Origin of the sequence: Pseudofulvimonas gallinarii (assembly GCF_004343305.1) — a bacterium.
GTDB lineage: Bacteria > Pseudomonadota > Gammaproteobacteria > Xanthomonadales > UBA2363 > Pseudofulvimonas > Pseudofulvimonas gallinarii.
The window spans coordinates 16,186-28,707 of sequence record NZ_SMAF01000006.1 but is presented as its reverse complement, the minus strand read 5'-3'; the positions used below and the strand labels follow the sequence as shown (position 1 = coordinate 28,707).

14 protein-coding genes are annotated in these 12,522 nt (G+C 67.2%); 5 read left to right on the top strand and 9 right to left on the bottom strand.

Going from position 1 to position 12,522, the window contains the following annotated elements; all coding sequences use genetic code 11:
* Positions 1 to 8 precede the first annotated feature (8 nt).
* The 5 genes from EDC25_RS05670 to EDC25_RS05650 are packed head-to-tail and all read right to left on the bottom strand — an operon-like array spanning position 9 to position 3,026.
* Entirely contained in the window at positions 9 to 329 is a 321-nt protein-coding gene (locus EDC25_RS05670) for an STAS domain-containing protein (protein WP_123521401.1), read from the bottom strand.
* Positions 322 to 945: an MlaC/ttg2D family ABC transporter substrate-binding protein gene (locus EDC25_RS05665; protein ID WP_123521402.1), complete on the bottom strand. Its 624-nt coding sequence runs from the start codon at positions 943 to 945 to the stop codon at positions 322 to 324. Before EDC25_RS05665 ends, EDC25_RS05670 begins: the two co-directional genes overlap by 8 nt.
* A gap of 31 nt (positions 946 to 976) precedes the next feature.
* Positions 977 to 1,456 carry an outer membrane lipid asymmetry maintenance protein MlaD gene (mlaD, locus tag EDC25_RS05660; protein WP_123521403.1) on the bottom strand — a complete coding sequence of 160 codons (480 nt, stop codon included), beginning with the start codon at positions 1,454 to 1,456 and terminating at the stop codon, positions 977 to 979.
* 14 nt (positions 1,457 to 1,470) lie between these two features.
* Positions 1,471 to 2,244 carry a lipid asymmetry maintenance ABC transporter permease subunit MlaE gene (gene mlaE / locus EDC25_RS05655; protein WP_123521404.1) on the bottom strand — a complete coding sequence of 258 codons (774 nt, stop codon included), beginning with the start codon at positions 2,242 to 2,244 and terminating at the stop codon, positions 1,471 to 1,473.
* Positions 2,241 to 3,026 (bottom strand): ABC transporter ATP-binding protein, encoded by a 786-nt coding sequence (locus EDC25_RS05650; protein WP_338108948.1) that lies wholly within the window; start codon positions 3,024 to 3,026, stop codon positions 2,241 to 2,243. Before EDC25_RS05650 ends, mlaE begins: the two co-directional genes overlap by 4 nt.
* A 200-nt stretch (positions 3,027 to 3,226) precedes the next feature.
* On the opposite strand from EDC25_RS05650, the gene EDC25_RS05645 reads away from it, so the two are divergent.
* Together EDC25_RS05645 and hemP are read left to right on the top strand one after the other, a co-directional pair.
* Positions 3,227 to 4,198 (top strand): aldo/keto reductase, encoded by a 972-nt coding sequence (locus tag EDC25_RS05645; protein WP_132577292.1) that lies wholly within the window; start codon positions 3,227 to 3,229, stop codon positions 4,196 to 4,198.
* Between the two features lie 352 nt (positions 4,199 to 4,550).
* A complete protein-coding gene (hemP, locus tag EDC25_RS05640) occupies positions 4,551 to 4,745 on the top strand; it encodes a hemin uptake protein HemP (RefSeq protein WP_123521405.1) in 195 nt (64 codons plus the stop codon).
* Between the two features lie 168 nt (positions 4,746 to 4,913).
* On the opposite strand, the gene EDC25_RS05635 is transcribed toward hemP, so the two are convergent.
* The 4 genes from EDC25_RS05635 to EDC25_RS05620 all read right to left on the bottom strand — a co-directional run bounded on the left by EDC25_RS05635 (position 4,914) and on the right by EDC25_RS05620 (position 7,671).
* A complete protein-coding gene (locus EDC25_RS05635) occupies positions 4,914 to 6,020 on the bottom strand; it encodes a PDZ domain-containing protein (protein ID WP_164483966.1) in 1,107 nt (368 codons plus the stop codon).
* 64 nt (positions 6,021 to 6,084) lie between these two features.
* Positions 6,085 to 6,684, bottom strand: a complete 600-nt coding sequence (locus EDC25_RS05630) for a hypothetical protein (protein WP_123521407.1) — start codon at positions 6,682 to 6,684, stop codon at positions 6,085 to 6,087.
* Between the two features lies 1 nt (position 6,685).
* Positions 6,686 to 7,252, bottom strand: a complete 567-nt coding sequence (locus EDC25_RS05625; RefSeq protein WP_240639611.1) for an RNA polymerase sigma factor — start codon at positions 7,250 to 7,252, stop codon at positions 6,686 to 6,688.
* A 71-nt stretch (positions 7,253 to 7,323) separates the two neighbouring features.
* A complete protein-coding gene (locus EDC25_RS05620) occupies positions 7,324 to 7,671 on the bottom strand; it encodes a Rieske (2Fe-2S) protein (protein ID WP_123521409.1) in 348 nt (115 codons plus the stop codon).
* 91 nt (positions 7,672 to 7,762) lie between these two features.
* Here EDC25_RS05620 and EDC25_RS05615 point away from each other — a divergent pair, with 91 nt between their 5' ends.
* The 3 genes from EDC25_RS05615 (at position 7,763) to EDC25_RS05605 (ending at position 12,438) form a co-directional block, all read left to right on the top strand.
* Positions 7,763 to 8,173: a hypothetical protein gene (locus EDC25_RS05615; protein WP_123521410.1), complete on the top strand. Its 411-nt coding sequence runs from the start codon at positions 7,763 to 7,765 to the stop codon at positions 8,171 to 8,173.
* Positions 8,174 to 8,308: 135 nt separating this feature from the next.
* Positions 8,309 to 9,283: a hypothetical protein gene (locus tag EDC25_RS05610; RefSeq protein WP_123521411.1), complete on the top strand. Its 975-nt coding sequence runs from the start codon at positions 8,309 to 8,311 to the stop codon at positions 9,281 to 9,283.
* Between the two features lie 224 nt (positions 9,284 to 9,507).
* The gene (locus EDC25_RS05605) at positions 9,508 to 12,438 is read left to right on the top strand and encodes a TonB-dependent receptor domain-containing protein (RefSeq protein ID WP_123521412.1); all 2,931 of its coding nucleotides are present in this window, start codon (positions 9,508 to 9,510) and stop codon (positions 12,436 to 12,438) included.
* Positions 12,439 to 12,522: the final 84 nt, after the last annotated feature.

Sequence of the window (12,522 nt, the reverse complement as noted above, 5' to 3'; positions counted from 1 at the left end):
GGCGCAGCTCAGACGCGCGAAAACAGTTCGGCGTCGAGATCGGCCAGTCGCGCCAAGGCGTGAAGGTCTTCGCCGACGCCGTTGAAACGCAGGTGCACGCCGCGGCGGACCGCGGCCGCGTGCCACTCGATCAGCGCGGCAAGCCCGGCGCTGTCACCGCGGCGGATGCCGGACAGATCGACCGCCAGGCTCTCGCAGGCGGCGGGCAGGCAGGCCGCCATACGCTCGAAGGCCGCCCGCGCGGTGGCGAACACCAGGTCGCCCGACAGGCGCACGTCCTTGCCTTCGGAAACCAGGGAAAAGGCCGGCGTGCGGTCGTGATCAGGCATCGGGCGGCTCGATCGCGGAAATGCCCTGCTGCTCCAGGCGCGTGATGACGGCGTCGATGGTCGACTTGCCGATCTCGGCAACGACCTGGTTGCGATAGTTGGTGACGTAGGAGATGCCTTCGATGACCACGTCGAACGCCTTCCAGTCGCCATTGCTGGTCTTGCGGAAGGCATAGTCGACCGGAATGCGCGTACCGTCGTTGACGGTGACTTCGGTGCGCACGGTGGTGCGGCGTTCGTTGAGTTCGCCACGGAACGGCAACACCTTCACCTGACCGCGCGTGTATTGCAGCAGCGCCTCGCCGTACCGGGCGACCAGCGAATCGTAGAACGCGCGCGTGAAACGGCGGCGCTGCTCCGGCGTCGCCTCGCGCGCATAGCGACCGAGCACCAGCAGCGCTGCATAGTCGGTGTCGAAATGACGCAGCACCACGTCGTCGATCACGGCGTTCAGGGCGTCACGGTCGGCCATCAGCTCGGCGCGGCGCGTCTCCATGGTCTCGCCGAGCTGGTCGGCGATACCCTGGACGATGACGGGCGGTTCCTCGCCGGCGCAGACGGCGGCCGCGGGCGCGACCAGCAGCAGGCAGAGGGCGAGAATTCGGGACAGGGTCATGCGTGCGTCTCCGGGTGGAAGGTGTCTGCGTTCATTCCGCGGCGGCCTTGCCGCCGTCATTGCCGCCGACGAGGTATTTGCCGATCAGTTCTTCGAGCTGCACGGACGACTCGGTGAGGATGAACTCGTCGCCGTCGGCGAGGAAATCCGGGCTGCCGCCCGGTTTCACCGCCACGTACTGGTCGCCGAGCAGTCCGCTGGTGTAGATGCTGAGGCTGGAGTCCTCGGGGATTTCCGCAAAACGCCGGTCGACATCCAGCAGCACGACTGCGTCCAGCACCCTCGGGTCCAATGTAATGGTGCGCACTGAACCAATGGTGACGCCGGCCAGCTTCACCGGCGCGCGCTCCTTGAGCTGGCCGATATTGGTGAAACGGGCCTTGAGCGAATAGGTCTCGCCGGCGCGGAAGCCGGCAAGCCGCGTGGTCTGCGTGGCGAGGAAGGCCAGCGCGGCGAATCCGAGCAGGATGAACAGACCGGTGCCGATCTCGAAGGAACGATTGGAGGCCATGGGCAAGCTCCTGCCTACATCAGGAAGGCGGTGAGGACGAAATCGAAGGCGAGGATCGCGATCGCCGAATGGATGACCGTGCGGGTGGTGGCATAGGCCACGCCCTCGCCGGTCGGTCGCGCGGTGTAACCCTGGTGCACCGAGATCAGACCGATCAGCAGGCCGAACACGGCCGCCTTGAACACGCCGCCGAGCAAGTCGTGGCCGAAATCGACACTGCCGACCATGCTCGACCAGTAGATGCCGTTGTCCAGTCCCAGCCAAAGCACTGCCGACGCATGCGCGCCGAGCACCGCCATCGCGCTGAACACCACGCACAGCAGCGGCAGCGCGATGGTCGCCGCGAGGAATCGCGGCGCCAGCACATAGCGCAGTGGATCGACCGCCATCATTTCCATGGCCGCCAGCTGTTCGGTGGAACGCATCAGGCCGATCTCGGCGGTGATCGCAGTGCCGGCGCGACCGGAGAAGAGCAGCGCGGCGATCACCGGGCCCAGTTCACGGTAGAGCGACAGCGCGGTCAGCGTGCCCAGCGCGCCGGTGGCGCCGAACTGGCTGAGCGCCTGGTAGTACTGCAGGCCGAGCACCAGTCCGACGAACAGACCGGAAATCATGATGATGGTCAGGCTCATCGCGCCGATGAACCACAACTGCCGCACATGCAGGCCGAAGCGACGCAGGCTCGACGGCAATGCCGACAGCAGACGCAACAGGAAACCGCCCATGACGCCGATGTCGGCGAGGAAGCCACCCAGCGAGTGCGCCAGTTCGCGCGGCACGCGCTTCATCGTCCACGCTCCAGCCCGAAATCGCCCGCCAGCGGCGCCGCCGGGTAGTGGAACGGCACCGGACCATCGCTCAGTCCCTGCAGGAACTGGCGGACCATCGGTGACGGATCGGCGAGCACATCATCGACCGCTCCCTGCGCGATCACCTTGCCGCCGGACAGCACGACCAGGCGGTCGGCAACGCGTCGCAGGTGCTCGATTTCGTGCGCGACCACGATGCTGGTCAGGCCGAGCGTGCGGTTGAGCGTGCGGATCAGCTCGACGACCGCGGCGACGGCGATCGGGTCGAGGCCGACAAAGGGTTCGTCATAGAGGATCAGCGCCGGATCCAGGGCGATCGCACGCGCCAGCGCGACACGACGCGCCATGCCGCCGGACAGTTCCGAGGGCATCAGGCCGGCGGCGCCACGCAGGCCGACCGCCTGCAGCTTCATCAGCACCAGTGTGCGGATCAGGCGTTCCGGCAGGTCGGTGTTCTCGCGCAGCGGGAAGGCAACGTTGTCGAACACGCTCAGGTCGGTCAGCAGTGCGCCATGCTGGAACAGCATGCCCATGCGCCGGCGCAAGGCGTACAGGTCACGGTGAGTGAGCGCGGCCACTTCCTGTCCGAACACCTGGACGCTGCCGGCGTCGTACGGCTGCTGGCCGGTGAGATGGCGCAGCAGCGTGGTCTTGCCGGTCCCGCTTGGCCCCATGAGCGCCAGCACCGAACCGGCCGGCACATCAAACGTCACGCCGTCGAAGATCCGCTTGTCGCCCAGGCGCGTGGCCAGATCGCGCACACGTACGACGGGCGCGGCGACGGGTTCCCCTCTCGAATTGGCGATGGCGTCGTTCAGGGCCTGGACCTGGGTGGGCGGAAAGCGCGTAAGTGTGCCATAGCGCCCGCGCCGACCCGTGACGGCGTTCAGCACCGGTTGACCCGCCCGCGGTACAGCCACGCGCTGGCTATGATGTCGGGCCGCATCGCTGGAGAGTCTTCATGCAGTATCGCCGCCTGGGTCGTTCCGGCCTGCAACTGTCCGCCCTGTCCTACGGCGCCTGGGTGAACTTCGGGCGCTCGGTCGGCCGTGGCCAGGCGCGCGAGCTGCTCGCCGCCGCCTGGGATCACGGCGTCAATTTCTTCGACAATGCTGAAGGCTATGGACACGGCGAAGCCGAACGCATCATGGGCGACGCGCTGGCGGACCTGCGCCTGCCCCGCGATGGATGGTGCGTGTCGAGCAAGGTGTTCTTCGGCAGCGCCGAGCAGCCACGACCGACGCAGCGTGGCCTGTCGCGCAAGCATGTGGTCGAGGCCTGCCACAATGCGCTGCGACGCCTGCGCATTGAACACCTCGACCTGTACTTCTGCCACCGCCCCGATCCGGAAACGCCGGTCGGTGAAACCGTGTTGGCGATGGACCTGCTGGTGCGGCAGGGCAAGGTGCTGTACTGGGGCACGTCCGAATGGCCGGCGGCATTGATCCGCGAGGCCACCGACTTCGCGCGCGCCAACCATCTGGTCGCGCCCTCCATGGAACAGCCACAATACAACCTGTTCGTTCGCGAGCGCGTCGAGCGCGAATACGCGCCGCTGTATCGAGACCTGGGCCTGGGCGCGACGACGTGGTCGCCGCTGGCGTCGGGACTGCTGAGTGGTCGTTACAACCGCGACGCCGGCAACGATGGCCGCCTGCGTTCGGACGAATACCGCTGGCTGGATTCGCACACCAGCCAGGAAACGGGCCGGGCACGACTGGCGCAGGTGGAACGGTTCATCGCGCTGGCTGGCGAGTGGTCCTGTACGCCGGCGCAACTGGCCATCGCCTGGTGCCTGGGCAATCAGGATGTCAGTTCGGTGATCCTGGGCGCCAGCAACGTGGCGCAGTTGCAGGAGAACCTTCTCGCCCTCGAGGTGGCGCAGCGGCTGGACGAGGAGGCGCGGGCGCGGATCGCGGCCGTGTTCGCCTGAAACCCGCAAGGGCGGCCGATGTTCGGCCGCCCTTCCCGGCGGCGGGTGCCACGCCCGCGGCCGGACATGACGACATCGCGTGGCCGCACCGGACATCGCCGCACACGGCGCTTGCGTGGTCGGCACCCGCATCGCCACGCGGCGGGCGACGGCTCCTTGCCCCCGACGCCGGGCCCGCGGTGGATTCGCGGTCCGGATTCCGGCCCCCCGGGTTGTCGTGGCCGCACCGAGGACCCGCGCAGGTCAGCCAGCGTCACGCTTTCATTCCACCGCGCTTGACCTCACGGCACCGTTGACTATTTAATGCGAATGGTTATCATTCGACTAACGAATCCTTCCGGATGCCGATGCAATGAATCCTCCAGCCGTCCTGCCTTCCCGGCCACTTCCGCGTTTCGCCAGCCAACGTCCGACTGCTGCCGCTGCGCCGCAACGCATCGACAGCCAGAGCCTGCTGTCGGGCCATCGCGAGCTGATCATCGAACACGGCGGGTGCGAGTACCGCCTGCGCCGCACGCAGAACGACAAGCTCATCCTGACCAAGTAACTGGCGCGCCCCGCGCCCCAGTCCGCGACATCGGGCGCTGCATCCGCCCGGGCCGGCTTCGTTCGGTGCTCGAACGACCGCAGGCCGAACTTCGTGTGACGTCGGAACCCGGAGTCGATCCGGGCTCCGCAGTTCATCACCGGTCGGCCTGGCTGCCATCCATCCTGGTCAGACCAGGGTGCCGATCGGCGTCCCAGGCGGCGGCGGCGCCGGCGGCTGCGGGGGCACCGGCAGTTCGGGCGCCCTCGGTGCCGGCGGCGGTGCCGGCGGCTCCGGCGGCATCGGCGGTACCAGCAGCCGGGAAAGGTCGGGCTTGTCCGGCGCGGTCAGGCTCAGTTCGTTGCGACGACGGTCGCGCAGCAGCGACAGCGACACCTTCTCGCCCGGCTCCGCATCGGACAACCGCGCCATGGCATCACGCGGCGTGCGCACCGGTTCGCCGTTGACGCGCTCGATCACATCGCCGCCCTGCAGGCCGGCTAGTCCTTGGCCCTCGGCCTTCAACACCAGCACGCCTTCGTCCGTTCCGAAGTAGCGGCCGAGATCCGGATCGAGTGCCGCCAGCCGCAGGCCCTGCCAGCGCCAGGCGTCGAAACGAACGGAGTCGGCGATGATCGGACCGATCACGCGCAGCCGCTTCTCGACATCGACGAGCCCCTCGGCGACATCACTGCGAATGCGTTCGATATCGATGTCCAGGCCGGCACCCAGGCCTTCCAGGTCGCCCAGGCGCCCAAGCGCACCCAGTCCCTGCAGCGCACCGATATCGGCCATCAGGGCGACCGGCGACAGAAGATCGGCGGTCAACACGGCTTGCGCGCGCCTGCCCTCGCGCTCGTAGGTGACGCGAACCTGCTGCCCGGCTTCGAGGCCGGCCAGCGCGCGCTGCGCGGCAGCGATCCGCGCTTCGGCGGCGGGCGCATCCAGCGCGGTATCCTCGATGCGGGTGATGACGTCACCACTGCGCAGGCCCGCTCTCGCGGCCGGTCCATCCGGCGTCACTGCCTGGATGGCGACGCCCTTGTCTGCGTTGCTGCCAAGGACCACGCCGACCATCGGCCGCCTGCGGCTGGCACTGCGGAACTCGACGACATGGCGGCCATGCTCACGCGACAACTCGGCAACGCGCGCGGCGGCGGCAGCGAGCTGCTCGCGCGCCTCCGCCAGCTCCTGGCGCCGGCGGTGGTCGTCGTCGGGTTCGGCCGCAGCCGCCACGGAGGGCACCGCGATCAGCGCTGAAACCAGCAGCGCGCCCAGGGTCATTCGAAGGTCCATGTCGTCATCCTCGTTCTGGAGTGCGGCACGCGGATGCGCGCCTCGTGAGATCAGGGGTACTGGATCAGTTCGACCAGAGCATTGCCTGCTGCACGCCGACCCCGTCCGCGATGCCCGCATGCAAGGCTTCGCGACGGCCCGCCCAGCGCAGCTGCACCAGCTGCGACAGCGCATCGACGCGCGCCTGCCACAATCTTCGCCGTGCGTCGCCGTCGGCGTGGTCGCTGTCTTGCAGTGCACTGTCGATTTCGCCGATGCGCTGGCGCAGGCCGAGGTCGAGCAGCACCTGGCCGCTGTCCTGGGCTTCCGGCGCCAGTGCCGGCGCGGCGACCAGCTGTTCCAGCCACTGCGACTGCGCAACCAGCGTGGCGTTCACGCCCTCTGGACTTTCAACAGCGATGGGCTGTTCCGGTTCCATGCGCGGGATGTCCATGCGCGGGATGACCAGGGCGAGCAGCAGCATTGCCGCCATGGCCAGCCCGGCCTGCCGGAAAACGCGGCGCGAGCGGCGTCCCACCGTGGCCCGTGGCGGTTGCGCCAGGCCGGCGGCGAGCTCGGCGGCCAGTCGTGGCCAGCCGTCACCGGGAGGGTCGCGATCCGGCAGTGACCGCAGTCGCCGCATCACCGCGTCGTCGGAACTATCCGGAATTTCGAAATACTGCATGTCAGGCATGGCTCGTGGCCTCCACGCCCAGGTCGCGACGCAGGCGGGCCAGCCCCCGCGCAAGCTGGGATTTTGAAAAACTCACCGACTGCCCCATCGCCCTGGCGATCTCGGGGTGGCTGTAGCCCTCGACGCAGAACAGCCACACCACGCTGCGAGTCACCGCCGGCAGCAGGTCCAGCGCGCGCTCGACCTGCGCGGCCTCGGCCAGATGCAGCGGATCAGGTCCTGCGTCCGGCACCGCGCTTTCGAAATCGGGAATCTCCTGCGCGTGGGCGTCGTGGCCACGCCGCGAACGCTGGCGCATCAACGCCGTATTGACCACGATCTGCCGCAACCAGGCCCAGAACGGGCAATCGCCGCGAAACTGGTGCAGGCGGCGGAACGCCGAAAGCATCGCGTCGTGCAGGACTTCGTGGGCGTCCTCGGGGTCCGAGAGCAGCCGCAATGCGAGGTTGTGGCCCGGCCGTTCGAACAGCCGATAGAGCCGTTCCAGCGACGCCAGCGCACCGCTGCGTGCCGAGTCGATCAGCTCGGGTGGGACGTCGATGGCGAAACGGCTGCTCACGTTTCCTTGGATGCAGCCCGGGCGGAAAAGGTCGCAGGCGCCGGACAACGCGGGCCCGCGCTGCTTTCCGCCTACACGCCGACGCGAACGCGGTCGTCGTCGAGTTGTGTCACTGCGACCGGCACCAACGACGAGCCCCGGCATGGACCTTCCACGCACAGGCCACTGTCGGTTTCGAAGGTCGCGCCGTGGGCGGCACAGACCAGCCGACCCTTGTCGAACAGGAAGCGTCCCGGCGCCCAGTTGAGGAAACGTCCCGCATGCGGGCACAGGTTGCGGAAGGCATGCAACCGCCCGTCGCGGCGGAGCACGACGACACTGCTGCCGCGATCGCCGGGATCCAGCAGCACTTCGACGGCACCGCCCTCGGGAACGCTCGAGACCTGCAATTCGACGCCCCCGTTGTTGTCCTCGTCCATCCGGCAGCCACGCCCTATTAATGAATGTATGGCCGTTGATGATACGGCCACCCGGGCGTCGTCCGTCAGGCGATCCGCTATCCTGTGCGCCATGCAGGTCATCTACAGCACGCCCCGACTGGAAAACGCCGAACGCGTCGCCGCGCTCCTGGACGAAGCCGCGATCGCCAACCGCGTCCTTTACGGGCCGCATCACAAGAAGATGCCGGCCTGGCGCGCGACCAACTACCGCCAGGCGAGCGACCCGGGATCATGGCCACGGGTCATGGTGCTCAACAACGGCGACCTGCCACAGGCGCGACAGGTGCTGCGCACCGCCGGCCTGCTGCCCCCGGCCGGATTCGAACGCAACGAGGACGCCGTGCCGGCGTTGCCCTACGTGCTCGCGCCAGCCGCGCCGGCCGAGCGCCGTCGCTGGGTCACGCCCGGCCGCGTCCGTACCGTGCTGATCCTCACGGTCCTCGTGCTGGCGCTGCTGCAGTTCGCCCGCAGCCCGGCCTGAATACCTGCTGGCGCCCGTCGTCCCGGCGCGGAACCCTTCCAGCCGTTCAATGTCTTGGCCTATACTTTTCATCCGACCAGGGCCAGACTGACAGGGATTTCCGGGCTGTGGGGGTTCGGTTTTCCAGCAAAGGTCATGAACGCATTTCTCCGTCCGCTACTGCTCGCGCTTGCACTGTTGCCCGCCACTTTCGCGGCGGCGCAGACGGTCGGCGAACCGGTGCGCCTGCGCCTGAGTCTCGATCCTGACGGCCGCGTCCGCCTGAGCACCGAAGCCGAGCCGGCCCTGCCGCCTTCGCTGCGGGCGTCACCCCTTCCCGCCCTCGATCTGTCCGGGCGCGAACGCAACCCCGGCTGGGGCCGCATCGCGCTGCATGTCAACGCCGGCGCGACCGACGGCGCGCCAGGCCTGTCGCCCTGCCTGGTCGGCGATTCCCCGCATCTTCGCCACCTGCGCGGCTGTGATCCGGCGAACTGGCTGGGTCTGCCGGGCGCCATGCCGGGTACCGGGCTGGTCCTGGGCCTTGAACACGGCAGCGGCTTCGGCGTCGATTTCAGTTATGGCCTGGGCTGGCTTGAAGGTGGCAACCAGTTGTCCGACCTCGGCGACTGGCTGGGACTGCGGCAGATTTCCGCGGCCGCGGCGTCCCTGCTGCTGCCGGGCTGGATCGGCCCGACCCTCGGCGAGATCGACCGCCGCAGCGAGACGCTGGGCGTTGCCACCTATTTCTGGCTCGGCCCGCAATTGCGCCTGGACCTGGCCTACGGCCACAGCACACGGCCGGGTGACTGGCTGCGCACGGGCGGTGATGCCGCCGCCCTGCCCTGGCTGCCCGGCAGCGAGGACAGCCTGAGCTTCGGCATCGGTTACGGCCGCTTCCAGGGCGCCCTGACCGGCCGCCAGTGGCGTCCCGACGCGCTCACCGGCCTTGCCGCGGAGGGCCAGGACAGTCTCGACCTGGGATTTTCCTGGCGGATGCCCTGGAACGGCGAACTGGAGTTCGGCGCGCGCAACCTGATCGTCCGGCCGCAACGGCAGGACCCGGCCAAGTCCGGACCCGACCAGGGTGACCTGCGCACCCCGTACATCCGCTACCACCAGGAACTCTGATTCCCTGCGAGAACTTACGTACGACCCGAATCGTAAACCGTAAGTCCGCATTCCAGGCCGCACTTGGGGCGGCTTCGCCGCAATCCTTAACGAAAACAGAAGGGATTGCCGGGCTTGTAAAAATGTTGTTAGACTCCAGACCGCCATGGTTTCGGTGGCCCTTTGGCTCGCCCATGGACGGGTCCCATGTCCCGAAGTCAACTCACGACGTTGGAGAGTGTCTAATGAGACTTAGCAACAACCCCCTGTACAAGGCGATTCGCGCCGGCCTGACGGTCGGTGTGATCGGCGCGGTCGGTTTTACCGGCACCGCCTTCGCCCAGCAAGATCAGGATTCCGAAGAGCGCACCCTCGATCGCATTGAGGTCACGGGCTCCCGCATCCGCCAGGTGGACCTGGAAACGGCGCAGCCGGTTCTGACCATCAGCCGCGAGGACATCGAGGCCCAGGGCCTGACCTCCGTCGCCGACATCCTGCAGAACATGACTGCAGCCGGCACCCCGCCGATCAGCCGCTCCGAGCCGCTGAGCTCGGGCGAGTCGGTCGGTGGCCTGTACATCGACATGCGCAACCTCGGTGCGACCCGCACCCTGGTCCTGATCAACGGCAAGCGCCTGGGCACCACCACCGGTGGTCTGCAGGATCTGTCGCAGGTCCCGGCCTCGATCATCGAGCGCATTGAAGTCCTGAAGGACGGCGCTTCGTCGATCTACGGTTCCGACGCCATCGCCGGCGTGGTGAACATCATCACCCGTCGCAACTTCACCGGCGCCGAAGTCAACCTGTACTACGGTGAGTACGGCGAAGGCGATGGTCCGCGTCAGGCCTACGACTTCACCATCGGCATGGCTGGCGAGCGCGGCCACATCGTGATGTCCGCCGAGTACAACAAGGAAGAGGGCATCTTCGCCCCCGACCGCTGGTACACCGCCGACTCCTATCCGGGCTACCCGCAGTACAGCTACACCACCGTCGGCCAGTACGGCCGCTTCCTGCACGGCGGCACCTACTGGGTCGCCGATCCGGGTTCCGACGCCCGCACGTTCACCGGTTTCCATCCGCAGGATGGCACCCCGGGTACGGGCGACGTCTCGCGTTCCAGCGACCAGATGCACATCTACAACCCGCTCGAGCGCAAGGGTGTCTATGTGTCCGGTGCGTATGACGTGACCGATTGGGCCCGTTTCACCACGGACGTCGGCTACACGCACCGCTTCTCCGAGATGCAGGTCGCCGGTTATCCGTACCAGTCCGGCTCCTCGTGGGCTGGCGGTACGATCCCGAACACCCACATGTCGCCGGACAGCTGGTTCAACCCGGTCGGCAACTGGGGCACGGGCGAGAACACCGGCCTGCTGACCTGGACCCGTCGTGGCTGGGAAGTGCCGCGTTACACCGGTTATGACGCCGACACCTGGCGCTTCACCGGCGGCTTCGACGGCGCCTTCGACATCGGCGACCGCTTCTTCAACTGGGACGTCGGTTACATGTACACCCGCAGCACGCAGCTGCAGACCGGTACCGGCAACCTGCAGCCGTCCCGCGTCAGCGCTGCGGTCGGCCCGTCGTTCATGAACAGCTCGGGCGTCGTCCAGTGCGGTACGCCGGATGCCCCGATCTCGCTGACCTCCTGCGTGCCGTGGAATCCGTTCGCCGGCTTCGGCCGCGGCTCGATCGCGAACTCGCTGGATGACCCCGCGGTCGTCAACTTCCTGTTCCCGCGCGAGCACACGATCGCCGAGACCTCGACCACGGCCTACTACGCCAACTTCAGCGGCACGCTGTTCACGCTGCCGGCGGGTGACCTGGGCTTCGCGGTGGGCTACGAGTACCGTCGTGAGCAGGGCCTGTACGCTCCGGACGCGCTGCGTCAGTCGGGCGACCATTCGTCGCTGGCCAGCACCACCACGCAGGGCGGCTACTCGGTCGACGAGTTCTACGCCGAAATCGACGTGCCGATCCTGGCCGAGATCCCGGGCTTCTACGAGCTGTCGCTGAACGCCGCAGCCCGTTACTCCGACTTCTCGACCTTCGGTGACACCACCAACGCGAAGCTGGGCCTGCGCTGGCGTCCGTTCGAGGACCTGCTGATCTGTGGTACCTGGGCTGAAGGCTTCCGCGCTCCGAGCATCGCCGGTCTGTACGGCGGCGGCTCGCAGACCTTCACCACCAACTTCCACGATCCGTGCGACGCCCGCTTCGGTGACGCCGCCAACACGGCGCGCTGCCAGGCCGATACCGGCCACGCCCGTATCTGGGATCCGGCCGAGTGGGGTGGCAGCGGTCCGAACGTCTATCGCCAGCTGCGCCAGGGCTTCATCCCGACGCAGGCTCGTGCCGACCAGACGCCGGTTCCGTTCTTCAGCGGCTCCAACCCGCTGCTGCAGCCGGAGACCTCCGAGTCCAAGACCATCGGCGCTGTCTGGTCGGTGGGCTTCATCGAAGGCCTGAACATCGGTGTCGACTGGTGGAACTACCGCATCGAGAACACCGTTGTCAGCGACACCCCGAACCAGATCCTGTACGACTGCTACATCCTGAACATCGCGTCGCGTTGCGCCATGTTCACGCGTGATCCGGTCCTGGGTATCGTCAACAGCCTGAGCTACGGTGGTCGTAACTCCGGTTACGTCGAAACCGAAGGCTTCGACTGGGATATCAGCTACCGCTTCGATACCGACTTCGGTCGCTTCGGCGCTGTGTGGAACAACAGCTACACCAGCAAGCTGAACAGCAAGACGGACGTGACGCAGGAATACGAGTCGGTTCACACCAGCTTCGGTGCGAACTTCCGCCTCCGTTCCAACCTCAGCCTGAGCTGGGATCTGGGTGACTTCGGCGTGACCTGGGGCATGCGCTACTACTCGGCGATGAAGGAAGAGTGCTACTTCGACGAGATCTGCACGCATCCGGACTATGCTGCCCCGGACACCCAGGGCATCATCACGCCGATCAACCGCGTCGGCTCCAACACCTTCCACGACCTCCAGTTCCGCTGGAATGCTCCGTGGGGTGCGACGGTGGCCCTGGGTGCGAACAACGTGACCGACCACGAAGGCCCGGTCATGTTCTCGCAGCCGAACTCGAACTTCGCCTACTACGGCGGCTTCGACCTGGGTCGTTTCTGGTACGCGAAGTACAAGCAGACGTTCTGATCGCGTAACAGCAACACCTGAGCAACACGATACGGCCCCAGAAATGGGGCCGTATCTTTTTCAGGCGGCGCGATATTCATGGCG